Here is an 18282-nt window from a genome sequence, read left to right as displayed (position 1 = left end):
ATTGCTATGCAAGACCAGAATAAATTTCCTTATCCTAACTTAGAACTTGTGAACATACCTCATGATAAGGAAGAAAGATATAAATCACAACCAGGAGGAGGAGCTTTTATTCCTCCTGATAAAGATAGAAAGACACATTCTGAACAAGTTAAAACTGATATAGATAGAATTCAAAAGCAAATAAAGCAACAAGCTAAAGATAAAGGCATAAACCCCCATTTGATATTTAAGATTGAATATGAAAAGCCATTATTAGAAGATGATCTTATGAGGGGTGGTTGTCGTTTGTTAGGTGAAATTCCAACCGGTGGTAAAGCTCAGGTTGTTTTTTCTAATGAAGAAATGATGGAACAATTTTTAGAAAGGTGGGATAAGTATAGTAATGGGGAGTTAACTTCTTCAAATAACCCTCCTTATGTAAGTTTTTTTAATAATATAAAACAACTAAAAAGGTTAGAGCCAGAAGATAGAAAAGGATCTAAATTACAGGGTAAAGAAATAATTGACGATGAATATTATTGGGTAGATATAGAATTGTGGTATAGTGGCTCTGAACTAGAGTGTAAAAGCTCAGAACAAGATATAAAAACAATTATAGGTGATCAAGGCAGAATAACTGATTATTATATAGATAATCACTTACATATGTTACGAGCAGAAGTTTCAGGGTATGCTTTAAAAGAACTACTTAATGAAGATATTGTTTGTCAAATTGATTTTCCACCTAAACTAATGTCAAAGGGAATTAGAAAAGTTAGAACTCCTTTATCTGAAATCAATCCTGGTACTCCTGATGAAGATGCTGCTGGGGTTTGTATTATAGATAGTGGGGTTATGCCAAAACATCCATTATTAGAAAATGCAATTGTAGATTATGATGTTTTTAGAGGAGATTTAAATGATGGAATAGATGAAAATGGCCATGGCACATTTGTGGCTGGAATTGCTTTATATGGTGATATTAATGAATGTATAGAGAAAAATGAATTTATACCTGAGGTAAAATTATATAGTGCTAGAGTTACTGATGAAGATTCAAACCTTGGGCCTAATGATAAAATTTACATAAAACAAATAAAGAGGGCTATTGAATATTATAATAATCAGTTTGGGTGTCGAATTTTTAATATTTCTTTAGGAGACCCAGATAATATATATAAAGGTAACCAGTATCAAAGCAAATGGGCACAAGTATTAGATAATTTAGTTAGGGAAAGAGATATTATAGTAGTTATTTCTACGGGAAATATCACCCCTAATCAATTTCAAGAACAATTTGATATTAGTGGTGAAGGGATAGTTAAATGTTATCCTGAGTATTTATTCAAAGAATCGGCAGGTCTATTAGATCCTGCAACAGCTACTAATTGTTTAACTGTAGGTTCTGTTTCAACAGAGCTTAGAACTAGCAGAGGTTATAGAAATCCACAAGAAAAAGCTAAAGGAATTAGAAAAGTATCAATCGCTTCTGTTAATCAGCCTTCTCCATTTACTAGATGTGGGTTAGGAATAAACGACACTATAAAGCCTGAGTTTGTAGCATATGGCGGGAACATGTATTATGATGGTGATCATAAAGCACTGGTTGGAGGAAATATAGAGACAGGTGTTTTTTCGATTAATCATAAATACATGCAAGATGATAAGCTTTTTGCTTGCGATACTGGGACAAGTTTTTCTGCTCCTTTTATAGCTAATTTATCTGCTAGAATTCTTAATTATAATTTTAATTTCACTAATAATACAATTAGAGCTTTATTATCTAATTCTGCTATTCCTTCAGAAGAAATTTGTTGTTTGCTTAAAGATTATATGAATCAAGCTCATAGTCAACTTGTTTCTTTTCTTCAAGAAAATAAAAGTGACTTTAATGAAGAAATAGAAGATGTAATTCAAGATTGTATAGATAAAGGAATAGTTAATGTAACAAACAAAGGAAAGCTATTAAAAAGTAATTCGTGTTCTGAGGAGTTAAAAAATTTACTTGAGGTTATTCCAGGTTATGATGCAGAATTTGATAAATACCTTTTAAGAATTTGTGGATATGGGATTCCAAATCTAAATAAAGCGTTATATTCATCTGATAATAGAGTAACTTTATACGCAGAAGGAAAAATTAGACTAGATAATTTTGATGTTTATGAAATACCTGTTCCAGAGGATTTTATTAATAATAAAGGAATCAGAAAAATAATAATTTCTTTAGCGCATACACCCCCAACTAGACATACTAGAAAAGACTATTCTGGATATTCAATGGGATTTGAACTCATACGAGGAAAAAGTCTATCAGAAGTATTAGAAATTGCAAGTAATGATACTAAAGAAAAAACGTATAGTAAAATGGGAGCAGAGAGGTGTGAATTGCAACCTAATAGTACTTTGATAAGAAAAAGTACCCTTCAAAGAGCAGTGTTTGAAAGAACAAGAAGTTCTAGAGTAGATTATGGAGATACTTATTATTTAGTAGTTAGGTCTGAAGATAACTGGCTTGGAAATAGTATTGGTTATAGTGAAGATATGAAAGAAGACTATTCTGTTGTAGTAACACTTGAACATTATAATGAAGAAGTAGAGATTTATGAACAGATTAAGCAACGTGTTGAAAACAGATTAAAGCAAAGAAATATACAACATATTGTGAGGAGAATCGGGGTAAAACCTTGATTTTATAATTTATATAATTAAAGGGATGTGAATTAAAATTCACATCCCTTTAATATTTTATTATGTCTATTAAAAACTCCTTTCATTTTTAGGTGTTTAAGATCTAATGGGATTGTAACTTAAAAAAGTAATTAAATTTTCATAAATAGTCAGCTACAAACCCATTGGCCCCTGTAATCATCTTCTTAATATCACCCCAGAACAATCATAAGTCATCCCTTCTTAATTATTAAAGGTTAAGAGGGGAGTAGGGCTAGTAAAAAGTTAAGCTTATTTTGTATGCATATTTTATACAAAAGATTAACAATTTTTCATTATATCTCTAACTGATATAACATTATCAACATATGCGTTGACATCTATATCCGATTTAGTAATTTTAATAATATCGTTAGGCTTAATATCGCCTATTACTCCAAAAGCACTCTTAAAATTAGTATTATGTCTTCCTTTAATTAAAACATTGCTTTTCAAGTGAGCTTTAATAATTTCTAAATCCATACATATATAATCAACTAACCTGAATAAAACATTCCTAGAGTTATCTTTTAATTTAGAACCAGAATTTAGATAATCAACAATTTTTGTACCAAAAGATTGACTTAAAATTTTAGCATACTTTTGTTGAGTTTCCTTTTTAATGATTATTGGTATTATTGTGTATAAAAAATCTCTTCCATCAATTACTAAGCTACTAATATCAGCTTTCAGATGTAAAACTAAACCTGGTTCGTATTGTCTAGTTGCATAAAAATTTGCACCAATAGAATCTCCACAAACATATTTTGCTAAACTTTGTTTATTATTATTTTTTTTATATCTCAAAACACCATTTTTTTCATCTGTTAATACAGATTCAATAACTGAATTAGCATTCATATTATGATGATCTATATTAGGAACTTGTAAACAAGATCCTCTATCTATAGGGTCACCATTTTTAAGTAATGAAATTTTCATTTCATTAAGTGAATTAAAATCATTAGGATTAAATGCCAATCCCCTTAATAACAAATTTTTTTCTTTTTTCATTTTCCCTCACCCCATCAGTTTTTGACTTAAGTTTGATACTCTGTAAAAAAACATAACTATTTCTCACTCAATCTTCTAACATTTAATATTTCCATTGTAATACACACTTTCTCTTTAAAACTTTCCCTTTGAGATATTATATCTTTTTCAGAAGTATTAATCTTAATATTAATCAGTAAATTAAACTTAATACTTCCCTTTTCTCTAGCTAAAATCTGTTTTTGTTTCAATATTAATTTCTGTCTTTTTTTATCACATATAGGAACTAATATTTCTATGAATTTCTTAATATTTTTCTGATGATTTTTATATTTAACCCCTTCTACTTTTATCTCATCAATTATTTCATATTTCACAATTGCCACTCCTCTCATCTACCCAATAATATAATTAATCTTTTCGATTTATAAATCACTTGTCCATTATTACTTGATGATTTAGTATAACAAAATCTTTACGACATATATATACCGTAAAATTCACCTTTAGATTAAAACAGAGCAGGGCGATAGAATAGCAAACCTACAAGTAATCAGCCACAAACCCATTCACCCCTGTAATCATAGCCCCAACATCATCACCAGAACAATCATCATTCATCTCCAACCAACTTTTAATCTGCTTCTCCTTAGCAGCATTGTAAACTTTCTTCTTCCTCAGGTCACCATTGATCTTATCAACCTTCTTGCTCCTAACCCCCTTAAGATCTCCCAAGAATCTCAAAGCCAGCTCCAGGGCAGTAGTAGAAATAATATAAGCTCTGTTCTTATCACCACCTTTCAAAGCTTCCTGGGCTTGTCCTAGTATCTCTGTTATAATCTCGACCCGCAGAAGGGTAGAGAGGTTGGTTACATCATCACTCTGGTAGTCATCTCTAGCAGCCCTTAGAATTCCTTTGCACATTAGAACACTTTTAGCCTCATTGGCACTAGCTTTAAAGCTGGCATTAAAGGTTTCATAGTAGATGTTATCTTCGCCAAAGTGATTTTTTAAGAGGTTCACGCAAGTGCTGGCCCATTTATAGTATGATTCGGTACCTAATTCTTTTTTAAAGTCTACTTCTAAATAATCAAGAGTGGCTTCTCTGGGTTCAGTTTTAAGCACTTCTTCAGCTTCATTAATTAATTTATCTAGTTTGTCGAGGATGTATTGTTTGGTTTTCATTTTATAGACCTCCTGTTGATAAAATATAGTTAAAATTAATTAAACTTACTAGTATATCTACTGAATATCCAACCTATTACTGGTTTATCTTCTTGATTATTATATTTAACTAACATCCAATTCCTTTTCTTGCGGACAACTAGAACAACATTACTGAAATATAAATGGTCAACTATTTCAGAATTTATAGTCTCGCTTTTTCTTACCTCTAAAGAATCTGCTGTAATAAATCTGTGATTTTTCAATGCAGATAGATCTAGAGGTTGAGATGAAACATTTTGTTTTATTGTTTTAATTGCTTTTCTTTTATTGAAAAATTTATCTCTGGTAGTTTTAAGAGCAGGCTGAATGAAAAAGGTTAATATGTGTAGAATTAAGCCTATAATAACCTTTTGGATTATATGATTGTTTAAAGCGTTAGTAATATTAATAGCGACAAATTCTATTATCGGTTCTATATGAAAGAGTAAGTTGTATAAGCCATCTGCTGGAGATTCTAAAAAACCACTCTGTTCTAAAGCTAGTATAGTTATATTTTGAATAGCACTAGTGTTTATTATAGTTACATGAGCAGACTTGTCACTATGCTCATTTTTGTGAACCTCTTTTTTACTTGATTCTTTTTTTAAATCTTCTATTTTTTTATTGAGTTCTGTAAAGTAACTTTGATTAAGAACAATATTCAATTCATTTACAAGTTGAATATTGAAATCAATATCAAGGTGTAATTCATCTAAGAAAGCCCTTGTGTCTTTCGATATATTTTCTATAATAGGGATAGTTGCAGCCTGATTAATTTCAAGTTGCAGTTGTTTTGCGTAATTGCAAAATTCTAATGAGGGTCTAGAAATTGCATAATTCCCCTCCAAAAAGCGACCAAAGTCTGGTATAATAAAGTTAGAAGTTATATTATTAAGATAATCTGTAAAATCAGGCGTTGCAATTGAAGAGATGGCTTTATGAGAGTCTTTTATAAATTGTTCATGTTCTTTTATGAAAAGTCTTAATTCATCGAAACTGTCCACGTTCTCACCTCTTTTGAATTTTTGGTAGGAAAGGAGTTGATTGTTAAAATGCCTTATTTAGCTGGGCTAACATTAGCCTTGTTTTATACCTCTGAATTAAGGAATGAAAAGATTATACCCTGGGTTTCTTTTTTGTATATTATGGTTGTTCTTCAAACTGATTTAATTAATGGGTATGTGGATATTTTTATAGTAATCAATACAACACTTGTAGCATCTTTATTTATTAATTATTTATCAGTTGCTATACAAGTGATAATAGAATCAATTAATATGTAACCACGCTCTAGAGTAGAGGAGCGCGGTTTTTGTTTTATTTAATATAAAAATTCAAATGATTCTACAATTCTTTTGGCTACAGAAGAGTTAGAGTTGTACTCATTTGCGTCGCCAAAAAATTCTATATCCATAGAAATTTGGTTTTCCTCATCGTGAAGGAGAAAGAGTTCTCCTTTCCATAACTGGGAATCGCTTTCTTCTTCAAGAATAAAATGGTACGCTAAAAAATTATTTATTCTTCTTTTATACTCTTTTGGATTATCTGTTTGTCCATTCAAAATGGTTAGTCCATCTTCTTGAGATGATTCTATAACATATAAAGCTTCATTTCTCAATTCATCTTTTGTTTCTGTATAGATGCCATAAATACCAAATTTAAAAGTACTAGTCTTATTAGGTTGAATTATTACTTCGTGATCCGTGTTTGATTCGTCTATATATTCGTCAGTTATTACCCATTCAGCAGGATATTGAAAGGCATAATAACCATTAGAATAGGTATCCCAAACTAAAGTATTATCATCATCATCACTACACCCAACTACCAACAACAAAGATAAAGCCAATACAATAAGCAATATTTTTTTCATAATTAATCACTCCTCAAATTTAGTTTATAATTTAAACAACACACTTCGACACAATCCGACATTAACCATAAATGTTAAAAACATCTTTGGTAGATAATAAAAAAAGGTTAGTCTAAGGGTTACCTAAAGGGTTTACCTAACCCTTAAATGACCCATTTTTGAACCTCCATTTCAGGTTAAAATAACCCCTAAACAGACCCGCTTTTCTTGAAAATCAACCTCTTAAGCAGCCTAAAAACCGATATTGTTCCAACGCCAATAACCCAGCCAATCCAAGACTAAAGTAACCAAAAAAATAGCCACCACCCCTTATAAATATTGCTTTCATAACCCTTTGGGTAAGGGTTAGCTAAAGGGTTTACCTAACGGTTACCCAACCCAGGTAACAGTAAACAGTAACAGATAACAGTAACAGTATTACTACTACTACGCGCGTAAAAAAATTAAAAATATATACTTTTCTCGGTATCAATTTCAGGTATAAAATGTTATAATTAAAATCAAATTAAAGATAAAGGGGTTGAATGTAAATGAGTAAAAATTCATTTCCTACAATGCTACGAGTGGATAAAACTATAGAAACCAAAATAGAAGACAGCGATAATATTTTTATGCCTGATGTTGAAATTCATGAATTTATCTCTGTTGATGTAGAGATAATAAAAGATAGAAGCAATAGTAAACTAACAGGTTTTGACATTAAAGAACATCTACAAGATCTGTTTAATGAAATATTAGAACATTATTGATACTATAATTTTATTAATTCTCCAACTTCATTAAAATGATTTATATCGTTTTTAGAATATTTTTTATTATTAGAAGAATTGATTTTTTTTATTAAAAATTCAGTATCATCAGTAATGGATAATGCTAAATTTTTTAATTGATTTATAGATTTGTTCAAGTTTAATTCTATGTATTTTCGAGAATTCTTTTCTTGAATAGTAAGATTGTTGCGTTCAAGGTTATATCCATAAATATTTAAATTCAAATTATTAAATAGTGGCTTTAGCTTGCTTAGCAGTGGGTAAATTGAGTCTTCATCACTAACTGTGCTTATCTTGATTATATTTTCAAGGCTAGGTAATTTGGGATGTTCTTTGATTGAGGTATCAAAAATTAAATAGCCACAATAACTAATCAAAGTGTTGTGCTTACAAAAAAGTTTTATATTATTTTCTTTAAAAAGGTTAAAACTATATCCTCTCTTTTCTAAATTTACATTTGTAATTTTAATACCAATACTTTTGAGTTCTATTTTCAAATCATTTCCAACAATCTCCATAAAGCTGGGCTCTGTTATTTTTTGAGCTGTATTACAGGTTATTACTTCATCTTTTTCAAGTTGTTTAATAATGCTTATTTGTTGTTTTCTTTTTAGCCAATCGATAATTCTTTTAGTCGGGATATACTTTTTGTTTTTATTATCATCTACATATTTTTTCATCTTTTTTATTCTTATTTTTCTTACATCAAGCAGAGTTTTTATTTTAGAAAAAACTTCCTCTTCGCATTCTGTATTAATATACCCATCAAATAATTGTTTTATTTCTTTACCAGTTAACTTATAAGGTTTAGACAGCCTTTCAGGAATTAATATAGAATAATTTAATTGTTTATCCCAATTGTAAATAATTTTCTTAATACCAGGTATTTCATTGTTTAATGTTTCTAATCTTTTGACTTTTTTAGCTTCTTTTATTAATAAATCAAATGATTTAGTAGTTTTTATTCCAAACTTCTTTAAACAATCTTTACCAACATTTAATTCATTACCATTTCTTATATTAGATATATAGCATACATATCTAGTAGGTCTGTGGCATATTGAACATGGTTTGCGGTCTTCTTTTCCCATATCATAAACACCTTTTACTCCTTGTGTCCACTCCTGTTTGGCTTTTTCTATTATTGTATCGCGCATATTATGTATGAAATTTTTCTGTTTATTATTTAGCCTTTTTAATGTACTTAGTGTTATATCATTTGTTATGTTCTTTTCTAAAAAATCATAGAACCAAGGGTACTCCTGAGTGATTTCACTTTTTAGAAGTATCATTTTATTTTCTAAATCTATAATCACGTTATCGCTCATTAAACCACCCCTTTATATAATTTAATCGACAAAATACAACAAATCACATCGAAGTAATTTTAACCCATCTAAACAATAAAAAAATTTTGCCTCTCATAGAGACTTTCATAGGGTAGTCCCTTAATAATCATTTTGGTCTTCATTGCTTGTAATGTTACTTTGAAGATAGAAGCTAGTATCTCTAGATTATAATTATATTTAAGGGCTTCTTTTTTTAGTGAAGGTGTAGGAATAAGCAGTTCACTAGCAAATATATCAGCTTGTCTATCTGTCAAAGATCTTTTAGCCAATGGTGGAGGGTGGTTGTCAAAGATACTATTACCTACACCTAGAATATCATGACCAAGTTCATGTGCTGTATTAAACCTTAATTGACCTATAGATTGTCTTTTATCGATTATTATTATCTTTTCTTCACCTGTTCTTACAAACATCGCTTCATCCTTGGTAAGCTTTCTGTTTACCAATTTAATATTTCTCTTTTTTAGTATGTAATTTAAATCAGTGGGGTAGCTTAAATTGTGAAGTTTTAAGTATTGCCTTGCTTTTAGCTCGATAATATTCTTTTTCATTAAACCACCCCTATAAAGTTGTCCCTTTCTCTTTACCTTCCCTTACAGCCTTTAAAACTCTTACAGCAGTAGCTAGATCTTCATCACTAGCCCCCCTTGCTTCTCGAAGGTATAACTGAACCGATTCTTTGTTTAGTAAATCAACTATAAATTTGCTTTCTTCATCACTCAAGAGTTCCTTGACCCCATCTGGAATTTTAGTGTTAGATCCTGGGTTCTGTTTGTTATCTGTTCTACCAAGGAGGTAGTCTACGGATACATTGAAAATTTCTGCTAACTTGCTTAACGTATCATATCCAGGTTCTTTTCCTTTTGTTTCATATCCAGCAATCGTGGCACGACCGACACCAATTTTATCTGCTAATTGTTGCTGGGTTAATTTGTTTTCTTTTCTCAATTTTCTTATTCTTTCTTTGAACATAATCAACCACCTCAACTTATATAATAATAATACCTGCAAATGTGTCCATAGTAAACAACTTGTATCTAAAAGACACATTTTTTTAAAAATATCTTGACAAAGTTCCTTTTGGACACTATAATATAAATATACTAGTTCCGATTAGGCACGGGAAGGGGGGGAGTGTTATGAGATTAAAACTAAAAAAAAGAAGGTTAGAAAAAGGCTTTACACAAAAACAATTAGCAACTAAAGTTGGTATTCATCGTGCTACTTATAGCAATATAGAGTTAGGCAATAAAAACCCATCGTTTTCAGTTGCCACAAAAATAAAAAAAGAACTAAGTACTAAAGAAGATGATATTTTTTTAATCCATAACGTGCCTAAAAGGAACAAGTCGAATCAAAAAGTCAGCTAGATCTAGAGTTAGTATTCCCAGTTGCAGGAGATTGATGAAAGGGGGTGAGGATTGTGAGTGAACCTATTTTTAAGTGGGAAGCAGTTGCTTTTGACAAAGAAGAATCGATTGAAGCGGGTGACCATAAAAAGTATTTAGAAAAGCAACTAGAAAAAATAACAAGCGTGCAAACAGCAATTTATACACAAATTGCTCGAAGAGATTTTAAAAAAGAGTTTGAAACAAGAGATAAGTATATAGGGTTAGCTTATTAAGGAGCAACAGCAATAGCAACTACTATTGCTGTTATAGAACAATTAAAAAAGTGATTATCGCAAATCAATTGTTTCAACAGTAATCTCATCTGAAGCTTTTGCTATTTCAAACTTTTCAACTAAGTGGTTATAGATATCAATATAAGCACTTAAATAGTCGTCAGCTATTTGAGTGATATCTTGGCTACTAGAAGATAATTCTGCATGGTTTAAAATTTACTTAACTAACTTGTCTATCTTTTTCTCTTTTTTATCAAAGATACTTGAAATAGTAGCAAGTTCATTTTTATTATCCATAAGTTCCACCTCCTTCCTGTTGCTACATTCGACAGGAGGAGAGTAAAGACCTTTACTAAGAACCAGCTGAGAGGAGGTCAAGTTGTGATTAAGTTGCCAGATAGACTTAGGGAATTGAGGGAAAGAGAAAATCTTTCACAAGGAGAATTAGCAAAGGTGTTTGATATATCATGTATGGCAATTAGTAATTATGAATTGAGTAGAAGAAATCCCGACTTAGAGACATTGGTCAAAATAGCTAATTATTTTGGCGTGACTACAGATTACTTACTAGGAAGAACAGATGAAAATAAAGTAAGCGAGGTTGAATCTCACCAACAAGAAATTAAAGAGCTGAAAGCTGAGGAAAGTATTAAGCAATTAGAGATATGTAAGGAGGAGTTATTGGAAAGAATTACGGCTTTAAGTAAAAAGTTGCACCGAGGAGAGTTCCGTTGGGAAGAAACATCACCTAGAGTTGAAAGCTTTATCTCTAATTGCGTAAGGGAAGAAGAAGTAGGAAGATTTAAAGCAAGACTACTGAAAAGATTACTAACAGCTGTGAATATAGAAATAGATAGGTATGTCACAAAGCATAAAAATCGAGCAGATACTTTGGTGTTTTCTGATTTAGAAACTATTTTGAATAAAGTCAATGAGTTTACCCTAAGCAATAGGAGAGTTTTTTAAAGTTATTTAGATAAAGGGGGTGAAGGTGATGCCAAATGATAGAGATTTCATAAAATTAGAGGAGAGAGTTGCAGAGTTAGAAAAGAAGGTCGCTGAACTGGAAGGGCGAGTTCCAGTTCAGCAAATGATTCTTAAAGATGGTGTAATTTCAATCTTTTATGATTATGAAAATAACATGAAATATACTTACGAAAAAGGAAATCCAATCGTCAAAGCGACAGAATTAAAAAAAAGAGGTGAGAATGATGGAGGCAGTTAGAAAAAAGTATACAAGTTACAAGAAAACTTTAAAAGAAAGATTGATTGAAGCTAAATCCGAAGGAGATCTGGACAGAGTTAAGCGCCTGAATAAGTTAATTAAGGTAGTAGATAAGAAATTAGTTCCTAAATAGGCTAATCTCTTAGAAGATAAGCTAGACAAGTGTTTGAAAGGTGGTGATAGGAATGAGGAAGAGATTTAAAAATAAATTTCTTAAAGAACTCAGTACAAAAGATCTAATAAAAGAATTGAGCAAAAGAGAAGGTGTAGAAAAGTCTGTTGTTCCACCTTATGAAGATAGCCAACCCACTGTGAATGGGCCAGCTATAGTCCTAATAATTACTGATTAACCAACTTTAAAATAAGGGTAGCTACCTCTTATGTGATGGTGAAAGTATCTACCATGAGATCCAGCACTCATTAAGCCGTTGAATTCAGATTGAGGAACTCCGCTATATTGGTAGACTCCTCCTGAATGAAAAGCAATTTCTAAAGTTTCAGTAGCTGGATCATATCCTACAGAATCAAGGTTGCTCGAAGATACAGGTGTTCTATCCATATGATTCACCTCCTTTCTAAGATATCATTCGATAGGAAGAGAGGAAAGACCTTTACAAAAAGTTACTTAGAAAGGAGGTGATGGTTGTGGGGGCAGTTAGAAAAAAGTATACAAGTTACAAGAAAACTTTAAAAGAGAGATTGGCTGAAGCTAAATCTAAAGAAGATTTAGACAGAGTTAGGCACTTGAATAAATTGATTAAGGTAGTAGATAAGAAGTTATCGTAAAGGAGAATTAAGGTCCAGTTAGAGGGGGAGTTATTGGCTAAAGATTATTCTGATTTTTCAAAAGCTAGAAAATTTGAGCCCAGAGAATCGGTTGATAATAATGGCAATGACATTACAGAGAATAAAGCAGAGTGTTTTATGCATTTAGCTTATAACCACTTTGGAATTAAGAACATCGATGAGTTCAATTAGGAAATGGCTAGGAGTCAAACAGTGGAGGAGCTTTCTGCCAGTATATTAGAAGGAACTGTTTTAGTATATGAAGTCTTAAGTAGAAAGAAAAAAGCAAGTTAGTAATTAATGAGAGGAGGATAAAATTGGCTAACACAGAGATAAGAATTACTGAAGTGATTTTTCTAGATAATCCTGAAAAGATTGAGAGAGCTCAAGAGTTATATGCTAAGGGAGTAGAAAGAGCTATTAAAAAGGGAATGAGGAGAAAATGCAAAGAGGCTAGTTAGATAACTTGATTCTTGGAAAGTTTAGATTGGCCTAGTGGAGAGGCTAGAATCAAGTTTATATTAAGAGTGGTTTTTCAACTGTGGTTAATTATATTATACCAGTTGAGTGATTCACAATTCTATAGTAAAAAAGTTCGTATTTATCACAAAAGGGGGGTAGAGATGTGAAGAATTATGAAGGAAAAATATTAAAAGAGGAGATGAGCAAGAAAGGGATTACTCAAAAAGCATTAGAGAGAGTAGTTGGAGTAGATAGGACAATCATATCTAGGTATATCAATGGGCATTTAGACATTCCAAGAGATGTATTAAATTTAATAGCAAATTATTTAAATAGTCAGCGATTAAAAATCATAGCTAACGGGACTACAGTTCCCACCTATTTATTTGATTCCGATGCAGTTATTCAGAAGCCTTGCAATACACTAATGAAAGCTAGAGAAAAGCACAAGGAGGCTATTAAAGCTATAGACGAAGCCTTGCCTCATATTGTTAATTTGACTAATTTTAAAGATTGTCCAAAAGAAGCTAAAGAAAAGATAGATCAAATGATGGATAAAGAATTTGACTCTAATCAAGTTAGCGATACTGTAGATGTTGTAATGGGTGAGATTGGCTATGATATTGAGGCTAGAAATCAAAGACGAGAAAGGCACTACCAAGCTAAAGGGTTTATAGCTTGCAACATAAGAAAAGACACTTACCCTAAAGTAAGTGTCATGTAGAAAATAATAAAATTTAAGGAGCTGATCAAAATTGGATATTGTTCATAAAATCCAATATTTAATGACTGGTGTGGTTATAACAGTTCTAGCACAACTGTTATACCACCAAGTCAAAGACATAATAAAAACCTATAAAAATATTATATCACAAAAAAGGGGGAAAAAGCAATGAATCATTTAGAAGCTACAGCCAAGAGGATTAATAGGAACTTTAGTATGGAGGTTGAAAAAGGTCTAGAATTTGATAAAAAGGCCAGTTCTAAAAAGGCAATGCGAGTTTTAGAGAGTCTGCCTTTGGCAGGTTATGAAATAAAGTATGTTTCCTTCAGTGATGATGATGCCACACCTAAATATTTAAAGGTTTCAAATAAAGAAGAGTTTATAGAAGATCTTAAGTTATTAATTGAGTTTGGGAATTTAGAAAATTATATGACAACAACTTGTAATGGGTTTAGAAAACATTATTTAAGGTTTGGCTTTAAAGAGAGCAACTCAAGTCAAGCTTGGATAATTACCGAGAAAGGGGCGATCAGTTATGAAAAGGATAGATCTTTTAAAATTGGAGCTTAAAAATTTCAAAGGGGTTAAAAACTTTACTTTAGATTTACAAGGGGCCAACGCCCAAGTTTTTGGTAACAATGCAACAGGGAAAACAACCATCTTTGATGCCTTCAATTGGTTACTCTTTGATAAGGATAGTAAAGGTCAAAGTACCTTTGATATCAAGACATTAGATAAGGATGGACAAGCTATTCATAACTTGGAACACCAGGTGGAAGGAACTCTTAGTGTTAATGGTAAGAAGCTAACTTTAAGAAAGTCTTATTACGAGAAGTGGACTAAAAAGAGAGGATCTGCTAAAGAAAGCTTCTCAGGTCATACTACTGATTATTTCATTAATGATGTTCCAGTTAAGAAAAAAGAGTATGATGCTAGAATTAGTGAGATTGTAGATGAAAATATCTTTAAACTGCTTACCAGTCCAGCTTATTTCAATGAGCAGCTGCATTGGCAAGAAAGGAGGGAGATTCTTCTTGAAGTCTGTGGTGGGATTACAGATGAAAATATTATCGATCAGAACGATAAGCTGAAGAAGCTAGCAGATATTCTTGAGGAGAGAAGCCTTGAAGATCATCAGAAAGTTATAGCTAGTCGTAGGAAAAAGATTAATAAAGAATTAGACAAGATACCAGTTAGGGTTGATGAGGTTTCTCAATCTCTCCCTGAGGTTGACGATTTAGATAAGAGGAAATTGATGCTAAAATTATCCGATAAAGAAGAAGAAAAGAAGATGCTTCAACAATCAATTAGTAGGATTGAATCTGGTGGAGAGGTAGCTAAGAAGACTAAAGAACTTAGAGAGATAGAATCAGAACTCTTAGATATTAAGAATAAGTATAGAGTTGGAATTGATAAAGAGTTGGATAAGAAGCAAGAAAGGTTGGAAGAGATTAGAGATAAGTTTAGAACCGTTGGCACTGATATCAGGATTAAGAATAATGAAATAAAGGTTAACGGGCTAGGTGTAGAGAGGTTAGAGAAAGAGATTGAAAAGCTTAAAGATCAATGGTACAAAGTTAACCAAAGGGAGTTTGAAACTGAACAGGAAGAAGTCTGCCCGACTTGTAGCCAAGAAATCCCACATCATCAATTAGAAGAAGCAAGAGCTAAGGCTCTAGCTAAGTTTAATGGGCAGAAAGCCGAGGAACTTGAAGAGATTAATGCTACAGGCAAAGCTGCTAAGGCCGAAATGCAAAAATTAGAAGAAGAGAATAAAGAGATTTCAAAAGAGGTTGATAAGCTTCAAAAAAAGGCAGATTCTTACCAGGAAAAAGCCCAAAAGTTAAAGGGCGAGATTGAAGAACTTAAGGAGAAAGCCAACCAGGTTAAAGATGATTTTGATTATAGAGTGAAACTCAAAGAGAAAGAGAGCCTTGAAAAGATTATATCTAACCTTAAAGGTGATAAGTCAGAAGAGTTGGAAAAGGTTGATAAAGAAATTAAAACTATCAATAATGAAATAAGCAAGTTCAATAGCCAATTAGCTAAATTTGACCAATATGAAAAAAGTCAAGCACGTATTGAAGAGTTAGCTAAGCAAGAGAAAGAACTAGCAGCTGAATATGATAAGTTAGAAGAACAGTTGTATTTATGTGAAGAGTTCATTAAGACTAAAGTTAATCTGCTAGAAGAGAAGATCAACTCTAAATTTGAATATGCTCACTTTAAGTTATTCGATGAGCAGATAAACGGAGGACTCAAAGAGACCTGTGAGACCCTATATGAAGGTGTGCCTTATAGCTCTGGACTTAATAATGGAGCTCAGATTAATGTAGGTTTAGATATTATCAATACTTTAGCAGAACATTACAAGTTCCAGGCTCCTATCTTTATAGATAATAGGGAGAGTGTAACTGATCTTATAGGATCTAAGTCACAAGTTATTAGTTTGGTAGTAAGTGAAGCTGATAAGGCTTTAAGGGTAGAGTTGGAGCAAAGTGAGATTAAGGAGGCGGTATAAAGTTAATTATATTAAAAGCAACTATTCAAGATTGCCTAATAGTTGCTTTTGAAAGGAGGGTGAAATGAAAGATATAAAAATAAATCCATTTAAGTTTGCCGTTATACAGCATCAACACTATTCAACAATGGTTAAGTTGGGATACGAACATAAAGAAGCAATGGAATTCACCAATCAACTCATTCACAATTTATGTATTATGCAAGTGATGCTTAGTAGTGTTCCATCTAAATTTGATAAAAACTAAGGAGGAATTAGATAATGAGTAATGATGAAGAAAAGAAATATGTCATATGTGCTAAATGTGGTAAAAAAGTTGAAAAGGGAGAAGAAATTAATTATAAAATCAGAAGTATTAGGAATTTTGGCAGAGGTGGAAAGAGAATGAAATTTTGTAGTGGTGAGTGTGCTAAGAATATGCAATTTGCAATGGAATAAACAAACAAACTAAGGAGGAATTAGATAATGAGTAATTTAGCAATGATTAAGAAGGATACTGTGGACGTAGTGACTGAAAGGGTAAGGGATTTTCAACAAAATGGGGAGTTGCAATTACCACCTAATTATAGCCCTGAAAATGCGATGAAGAGTGCTTGGCTTAAATTACAAAGCACCAAAGATAAGAATGGTAAACCAGTCTTAAAATCATGTTCTCAAGATAGTATAGCCAACTCTCTTTTAGATATGGTTGTCCAGGGATTGAATCCAGCCAAAGATCAATGCTACTTTGTAGCTTATGGAAAAACTTTGGTTTTAATGAGGTCTTATTTTGGAACTATGGCAGTAGTTAAACAGTCAGCTGGTGCTGAAGATGTTGATGCTCAAGTTATCTTTGAAGGTGATGACTTTAAATATGAAATAAATCACGGGCGTATTAAAATTTTAAATCATACTCAAAGTTTTACCAGTAGAGTAAAAGGGAATATACTTGGTGCTTATGCAGTAATATCCTTTAAAGATGAACGTCCAGATTATGTTGAGTTGATGACTATAAACCAGATAAAGCAAGCGTGGAGCCAAGGCAAGACCTACAGAGAGGGTGGGAATGGAACCCATCAAAAGTTTGAAGAAGAGATGTGTAGGAAGACAATTATTAACAGGGCGTGTAAGCGTTACATTAATTCTTCTAATGATAGTGGACTTTTAGCAGATAGCTTTAACCGTGCAAATGAAGTTGAAAAAGAACAGGAAGTGCAACAAGAGATTGAGGAGAATGCTAATGGTGAATTTATAGATGTTGATATTAAAGATTCTCCTGAGCCAGATCCTGAACCCACTCCTGATAATTCTAATTCAGAAGTAATTCAAGAAAGAGAACAAACTAGTATGGCGAGGCCTGATTTTTAATGATAGATATAAAGGCTTTGGCATCTTCAAGTAAGGGGAATTGCTATTGGGTTAGCGATGGCAAGACCCCACTCCTCTTGGAGTGTGGGATAAGTTTCAAGGATATTAAGAGAGGGATTGGGTTTAGAACATCAGAGATAGCAGGTTGCTTAATATCACACGAACACGGAGATCATTCGAAGGCTATTAAGGATGTAGCTAGAGCAGGGATAGACTGTTATATGAGCCAGGGAACCGCTGAAGCTTTAGGTTTAGAAAGTCATAGGATCAAGTTAGTATCTTCTAGAGTACAATTCAAACTAGGCACTTGGACTATACTTCCCCTGGAGGTTCAACACGACGCATTAGAACCTTTGGGGTACTTGTTAGTTAATCAAGAGGGAGAAAAATTGTTATTTGCTACAGATACTTATTACATTAAATATAAGTTTGAGGGGTTAACTTATATAATGGTTGAATGTAACTATGCAAAAGATATTCTAGATGAGAATGTTAGGGCAGGTAAGGTTCCTGCAGCACATAGAAATAGATTGCTGGAGTCTCACTTTGAACTTAATAATGTTAAAAAATTCTTGAAAGTTAATGATTTATCTAAAGTAAAAGAGATTCATTTATTGCATCTATCAGATGGAAATAGTGATGAAGGAAGGTTTAAAAGGGAGATCCAAGAGCTTACAGGAAAGATGGTATTCATTGCAGGCGAAAGGAGGATTTAAT

28 protein-coding genes are annotated in these 18282 nt (G+C 32.1%); 19 read left to right on the top strand and 9 right to left on the bottom strand.

Annotated features, from left to right (window positions below; genetic code table 11):
- The first annotated feature begins 6 nt into the window (after positions 1-6).
- On the top strand, positions 7-2667 hold the full coding sequence (locus HALSAC_RS0108960; protein ID WP_027339975.1) for a S8 family peptidase: 2661 nt from the start codon (positions 7-9) through the stop codon (positions 2665-2667).
- Between the two features lie 300 nt (positions 2668-2967).
- On the opposite strand, the gene HALSAC_RS0108955 is transcribed toward HALSAC_RS0108960, so the two are convergent.
- From HALSAC_RS0108955 to HALSAC_RS0108940, 4 genes are all read right to left on the bottom strand, one after another.
- Positions 2968-3699 carry a hypothetical protein gene (locus tag HALSAC_RS0108955; RefSeq protein WP_027339974.1) on the bottom strand — a complete coding sequence of 244 codons (732 nt, stop codon included), beginning with the start codon at positions 3697-3699 and terminating at the stop codon, positions 2968-2970.
- 56 nt (positions 3700-3755) lie between these two features.
- The gene (locus HALSAC_RS0108950) at positions 3756-4055 is read right to left on the bottom strand and encodes a hypothetical protein (RefSeq protein ID WP_027339973.1); all 300 of its coding nucleotides are present in this window, start codon (positions 4053-4055) and stop codon (positions 3756-3758) included.
- Positions 4056-4221: 166 nt separating this feature from the next.
- Positions 4222-4863 (bottom strand): hypothetical protein, encoded by a 642-nt coding sequence (locus tag HALSAC_RS0108945; protein WP_027339972.1) that lies wholly within the window; start codon positions 4861-4863, stop codon positions 4222-4224.
- Between the two features lie 35 nt (positions 4864-4898).
- Positions 4899-5888, bottom strand: coding sequence for an SH3 domain-containing protein (locus tag HALSAC_RS0108940; RefSeq protein WP_027339971.1), 990 nt, complete (start codon positions 5886-5888; stop codon positions 4899-4901).
- Positions 5889-5936: 48 nt separating this feature from the next.
- On the opposite strand from HALSAC_RS0108940, the gene HALSAC_RS0108935 reads away from it, so the two are divergent.
- Positions 5937-6167: a hypothetical protein gene (locus tag HALSAC_RS0108935; protein ID WP_027339970.1), complete on the top strand. Its 231-nt coding sequence runs from the start codon at positions 5937-5939 to the stop codon at positions 6165-6167.
- Between the two features lie 38 nt (positions 6168-6205).
- Here the strand turns inward: HALSAC_RS0108935 and HALSAC_RS0108930 are convergent, their stop codons facing one another.
- The gene (locus tag HALSAC_RS0108930; protein WP_027339969.1) at positions 6206-6757 is read right to left on the bottom strand and encodes a hypothetical protein; all 552 of its coding nucleotides are present in this window, start codon (positions 6755-6757) and stop codon (positions 6206-6208) included.
- Between the two features lie 530 nt (positions 6758-7287).
- On the opposite strand from HALSAC_RS0108930, the gene HALSAC_RS0108925 reads away from it, so the two are divergent.
- On the top strand, positions 7288-7506 hold the full coding sequence (locus tag HALSAC_RS0108925) for a hypothetical protein (protein ID WP_027339968.1): 219 nt from the start codon (positions 7288-7290) through the stop codon (positions 7504-7506).
- A 2-nt stretch (positions 7507-7508) separates the two neighbouring features.
- Here HALSAC_RS0108925 and HALSAC_RS0108920 read toward each other — a convergent pair whose 3' ends face one another.
- The 3 genes from HALSAC_RS0108920 to HALSAC_RS15510 form a co-directional block, all read right to left on the bottom strand.
- Positions 7509-8855, bottom strand: coding sequence for a hypothetical protein (locus HALSAC_RS0108920; protein ID WP_027339967.1), 1347 nt, complete (start codon positions 8853-8855; stop codon positions 7509-7511).
- Positions 8856-8923: 68 nt separating this feature from the next.
- Positions 8924-9427, bottom strand: coding sequence for an ImmA/IrrE family metallo-endopeptidase (locus HALSAC_RS0108915; RefSeq protein ID WP_027339966.1), 504 nt, complete (start codon positions 9425-9427; stop codon positions 8924-8926).
- 10 nt (positions 9428-9437) lie between these two features.
- Positions 9438-9848 (bottom strand): helix-turn-helix domain-containing protein, encoded by a 411-nt coding sequence (locus HALSAC_RS15510; RefSeq protein WP_035571563.1) that lies wholly within the window; start codon positions 9846-9848, stop codon positions 9438-9440.
- Between the two features lie 167 nt (positions 9849-10015).
- On the opposite strand from HALSAC_RS15510, the gene HALSAC_RS0108905 reads away from it, so the two are divergent.
- The 6 genes from HALSAC_RS0108905 to HALSAC_RS17080 all read left to right on the top strand — a co-directional run bounded on the left by HALSAC_RS0108905 (position 10016) and on the right by HALSAC_RS17080 (position 12075).
- A complete protein-coding gene (locus HALSAC_RS0108905; RefSeq protein WP_027339965.1) occupies positions 10016-10246 on the top strand; it encodes a helix-turn-helix transcriptional regulator in 231 nt (76 codons plus the stop codon).
- Positions 10247-10299: 53 nt separating this feature from the next.
- On the top strand, positions 10300-10500 hold the full coding sequence (locus HALSAC_RS0108900) for a hypothetical protein (RefSeq protein WP_027339964.1): 201 nt from the start codon (positions 10300-10302) through the stop codon (positions 10498-10500).
- 381 nt (positions 10501-10881) lie between these two features.
- Positions 10882-11466, top strand: a complete 585-nt coding sequence (locus HALSAC_RS16505; RefSeq protein ID WP_051412155.1) for a helix-turn-helix domain-containing protein — start codon at positions 10882-10884, stop codon at positions 11464-11466.
- A 28-nt stretch (positions 11467-11494) separates the two neighbouring features.
- A complete protein-coding gene (locus HALSAC_RS0108885; protein WP_027339963.1) occupies positions 11495-11725 on the top strand; it encodes a hypothetical protein in 231 nt (76 codons plus the stop codon).
- On the top strand, positions 11712-11858 hold the full coding sequence (locus HALSAC_RS17085) for a hypothetical protein (RefSeq protein WP_156924169.1): 147 nt from the start codon (positions 11712-11714) through the stop codon (positions 11856-11858). Before HALSAC_RS0108885 ends, HALSAC_RS17085 begins: the two co-directional genes overlap by 14 nt.
- A 52-nt stretch (positions 11859-11910) precedes the next feature.
- Complete coding sequence (locus tag HALSAC_RS17080; protein WP_156924168.1) at positions 11911-12075, top strand: BC1881 family protein; 165 nt, start codon at positions 11911-11913, stop codon at positions 12073-12075.
- Here HALSAC_RS17080 and HALSAC_RS0108870 read toward each other — a convergent pair.
- On the bottom strand, positions 12072-12284 hold the full coding sequence (locus HALSAC_RS0108870; protein WP_027339962.1) for a KTSC domain-containing protein: 213 nt from the start codon (positions 12282-12284) through the stop codon (positions 12072-12074). The two genes, HALSAC_RS17080 and HALSAC_RS0108870, sit on opposite strands and share 4 nt — an antisense overlap.
- 86 nt (positions 12285-12370) lie before the next feature.
- On the opposite strand from HALSAC_RS0108870, the gene HALSAC_RS17075 reads away from it, so the two are divergent.
- The 10 genes from HALSAC_RS17075 to HALSAC_RS0108805 all read left to right on the top strand — a co-directional run bounded on the left by HALSAC_RS17075 (position 12371) and on the right by HALSAC_RS0108805 (position 18281).
- Positions 12371-12511 (top strand): hypothetical protein, encoded by a 141-nt coding sequence (locus HALSAC_RS17075; protein WP_156924167.1) that lies wholly within the window; start codon positions 12371-12373, stop codon positions 12509-12511.
- Positions 12512-12544: 33 nt separating this feature from the next.
- Positions 12545-12703 carry a hypothetical protein gene (locus HALSAC_RS17070; protein WP_156924166.1) on the top strand — a complete coding sequence of 53 codons (159 nt, stop codon included), beginning with the start codon at positions 12545-12547 and terminating at the stop codon, positions 12701-12703.
- Positions 12704-12828: 125 nt separating this feature from the next.
- A complete protein-coding gene (locus HALSAC_RS17065) occupies positions 12829-12972 on the top strand; it encodes a hypothetical protein (RefSeq protein ID WP_156924165.1) in 144 nt (47 codons plus the stop codon).
- 164 nt (positions 12973-13136) lie between these two features.
- Positions 13137-13697, top strand: coding sequence for a helix-turn-helix domain-containing protein (locus HALSAC_RS0108840; protein WP_027339961.1), 561 nt, complete (start codon positions 13137-13139; stop codon positions 13695-13697).
- Between the two features lie 168 nt (positions 13698-13865).
- Positions 13866-14267 carry a hypothetical protein gene (locus tag HALSAC_RS0108830; RefSeq protein WP_027339960.1) on the top strand — a complete coding sequence of 134 codons (402 nt, stop codon included), beginning with the start codon at positions 13866-13868 and terminating at the stop codon, positions 14265-14267.
- On the top strand, positions 14233-16218 hold the full coding sequence (locus HALSAC_RS0108825; RefSeq protein WP_027339959.1) for an AAA family ATPase: 1986 nt from the start codon (positions 14233-14235) through the stop codon (positions 16216-16218). Before HALSAC_RS0108830 ends, HALSAC_RS0108825 begins: the two co-directional genes overlap by 35 nt.
- A 64-nt stretch (positions 16219-16282) precedes the next feature.
- The gene (locus tag HALSAC_RS0108820; protein ID WP_027339958.1) at positions 16283-16465 is read left to right on the top strand and encodes a hypothetical protein; all 183 of its coding nucleotides are present in this window, start codon (positions 16283-16285) and stop codon (positions 16463-16465) included.
- 14 nt (positions 16466-16479) lie between these two features.
- Positions 16480-16656 carry a hypothetical protein gene (locus HALSAC_RS17060; RefSeq protein WP_156924164.1) on the top strand — a complete coding sequence of 59 codons (177 nt, stop codon included), beginning with the start codon at positions 16480-16482 and terminating at the stop codon, positions 16654-16656.
- 27 nt (positions 16657-16683) lie between these two features.
- Positions 16684-17565 (top strand): recombinase RecT, encoded by an 882-nt coding sequence (locus HALSAC_RS0108810; protein WP_027339957.1) that lies wholly within the window; start codon positions 16684-16686, stop codon positions 17563-17565.
- On the top strand, positions 17565-18281 hold the full coding sequence (locus HALSAC_RS0108805; RefSeq protein WP_027339956.1) for an MBL fold metallo-hydrolase: 717 nt from the start codon (positions 17565-17567) through the stop codon (positions 18279-18281). The genes HALSAC_RS0108810 and HALSAC_RS0108805 overlap by 1 nt, the downstream gene beginning before the upstream one ends.
- Position 18282: the final 1 nt, after the last annotated feature.

The sequence above is a fragment of the Halonatronum saccharophilum DSM 13868 genome, assembly GCF_000517025.1.
Lineage (GTDB): Bacteria > Bacillota > Halanaerobiia > Halobacteroidales > Halobacteroidaceae > Halonatronum > Halonatronum saccharophilum.
This window is presented reverse-complemented; position numbering and strand designations above follow the sequence as displayed.

Excerpts from the sequence above, each read along its gene's own strand:
- HALSAC_RS0108810 (WP_027339957.1), top strand. The coding sequence starts at position 16,684 with ATGAGTAATTTAGCAATGATTAAGAAGGATACTGTGGACGTAGTGACT.
- HALSAC_RS0108905 (WP_027339965.1), top strand. The coding sequence starts at position 10,016 with ATGAGATTAAAACTAAAAAAAAGAAGGTTAGAAAAAGGCTTTACACAA.
- HALSAC_RS0108955 (WP_027339974.1), bottom strand. The coding sequence starts at position 3,699 with ATGAAAAAAGAAAAAAATTTGTTATTAAGGGGATTGGCATTTAATCCT.
- HALSAC_RS0108870 (WP_027339962.1), bottom strand. The coding sequence starts at position 12,284 with ATGGATAGAACACCTGTATCTTCGAGCAACCTTGATTCTGTAGGATAT.
- HALSAC_RS17060 (WP_156924164.1), top strand. The coding sequence starts at position 16,480 with ATGAGTAATGATGAAGAAAAGAAATATGTCATATGTGCTAAATGTGGT.
- HALSAC_RS0108925 (WP_027339968.1), top strand. The coding sequence starts at position 7,288 with ATGAGTAAAAATTCATTTCCTACAATGCTACGAGTGGATAAAACTATA.
- HALSAC_RS0108915 (WP_027339966.1), bottom strand. The coding sequence starts at position 9,427 with ATGAAAAAGAATATTATCGAGCTAAAAGCAAGGCAATACTTAAAACTT.
- HALSAC_RS17085 (WP_156924169.1), top strand. The coding sequence starts at position 11,712 with ATGGAGGCAGTTAGAAAAAAGTATACAAGTTACAAGAAAACTTTAAAA.
- HALSAC_RS0108960 (WP_027339975.1), top strand. The coding sequence starts at position 7 with ATGCAAGACCAGAATAAATTTCCTTATCCTAACTTAGAACTTGTGAAC.
- HALSAC_RS0108805 (WP_027339956.1), top strand. The coding sequence starts at position 17,565 with ATGATAGATATAAAGGCTTTGGCATCTTCAAGTAAGGGGAATTGCTAT.
- HALSAC_RS0108930 (WP_027339969.1), bottom strand. The coding sequence starts at position 6,757 with ATGAAAAAAATATTGCTTATTGTATTGGCTTTATCTTTGTTGTTGGTA.
- HALSAC_RS0108830 (WP_027339960.1), top strand. The coding sequence starts at position 13,866 with ATGAATCATTTAGAAGCTACAGCCAAGAGGATTAATAGGAACTTTAGT.
- HALSAC_RS17080 (WP_156924168.1), top strand. The coding sequence starts at position 11,911 with ATGAGGAAGAGATTTAAAAATAAATTTCTTAAAGAACTCAGTACAAAA.
- HALSAC_RS15510 (WP_035571563.1), bottom strand. The coding sequence starts at position 9,848 with ATGTTCAAAGAAAGAATAAGAAAATTGAGAAAAGAAAACAAATTAACC.
- HALSAC_RS0108885 (WP_027339963.1), top strand. The coding sequence starts at position 11,495 with ATGCCAAATGATAGAGATTTCATAAAATTAGAGGAGAGAGTTGCAGAG.
- HALSAC_RS0108920 (WP_027339967.1), bottom strand. The coding sequence starts at position 8,855 with ATGAGCGATAACGTGATTATAGATTTAGAAAATAAAATGATACTTCTA.
- HALSAC_RS0108935 (WP_027339970.1), top strand. The coding sequence starts at position 5,937 with ATGCCTTATTTAGCTGGGCTAACATTAGCCTTGTTTTATACCTCTGAA.
- HALSAC_RS0108820 (WP_027339958.1), top strand. The coding sequence starts at position 16,283 with ATGAAAGATATAAAAATAAATCCATTTAAGTTTGCCGTTATACAGCAT.
- HALSAC_RS0108825 (WP_027339959.1), top strand. The coding sequence starts at position 14,233 with ATGAAAAGGATAGATCTTTTAAAATTGGAGCTTAAAAATTTCAAAGGG.
- HALSAC_RS0108945 (WP_027339972.1), bottom strand. The coding sequence starts at position 4,863 with ATGAAAACCAAACAATACATCCTCGACAAACTAGATAAATTAATTAAT.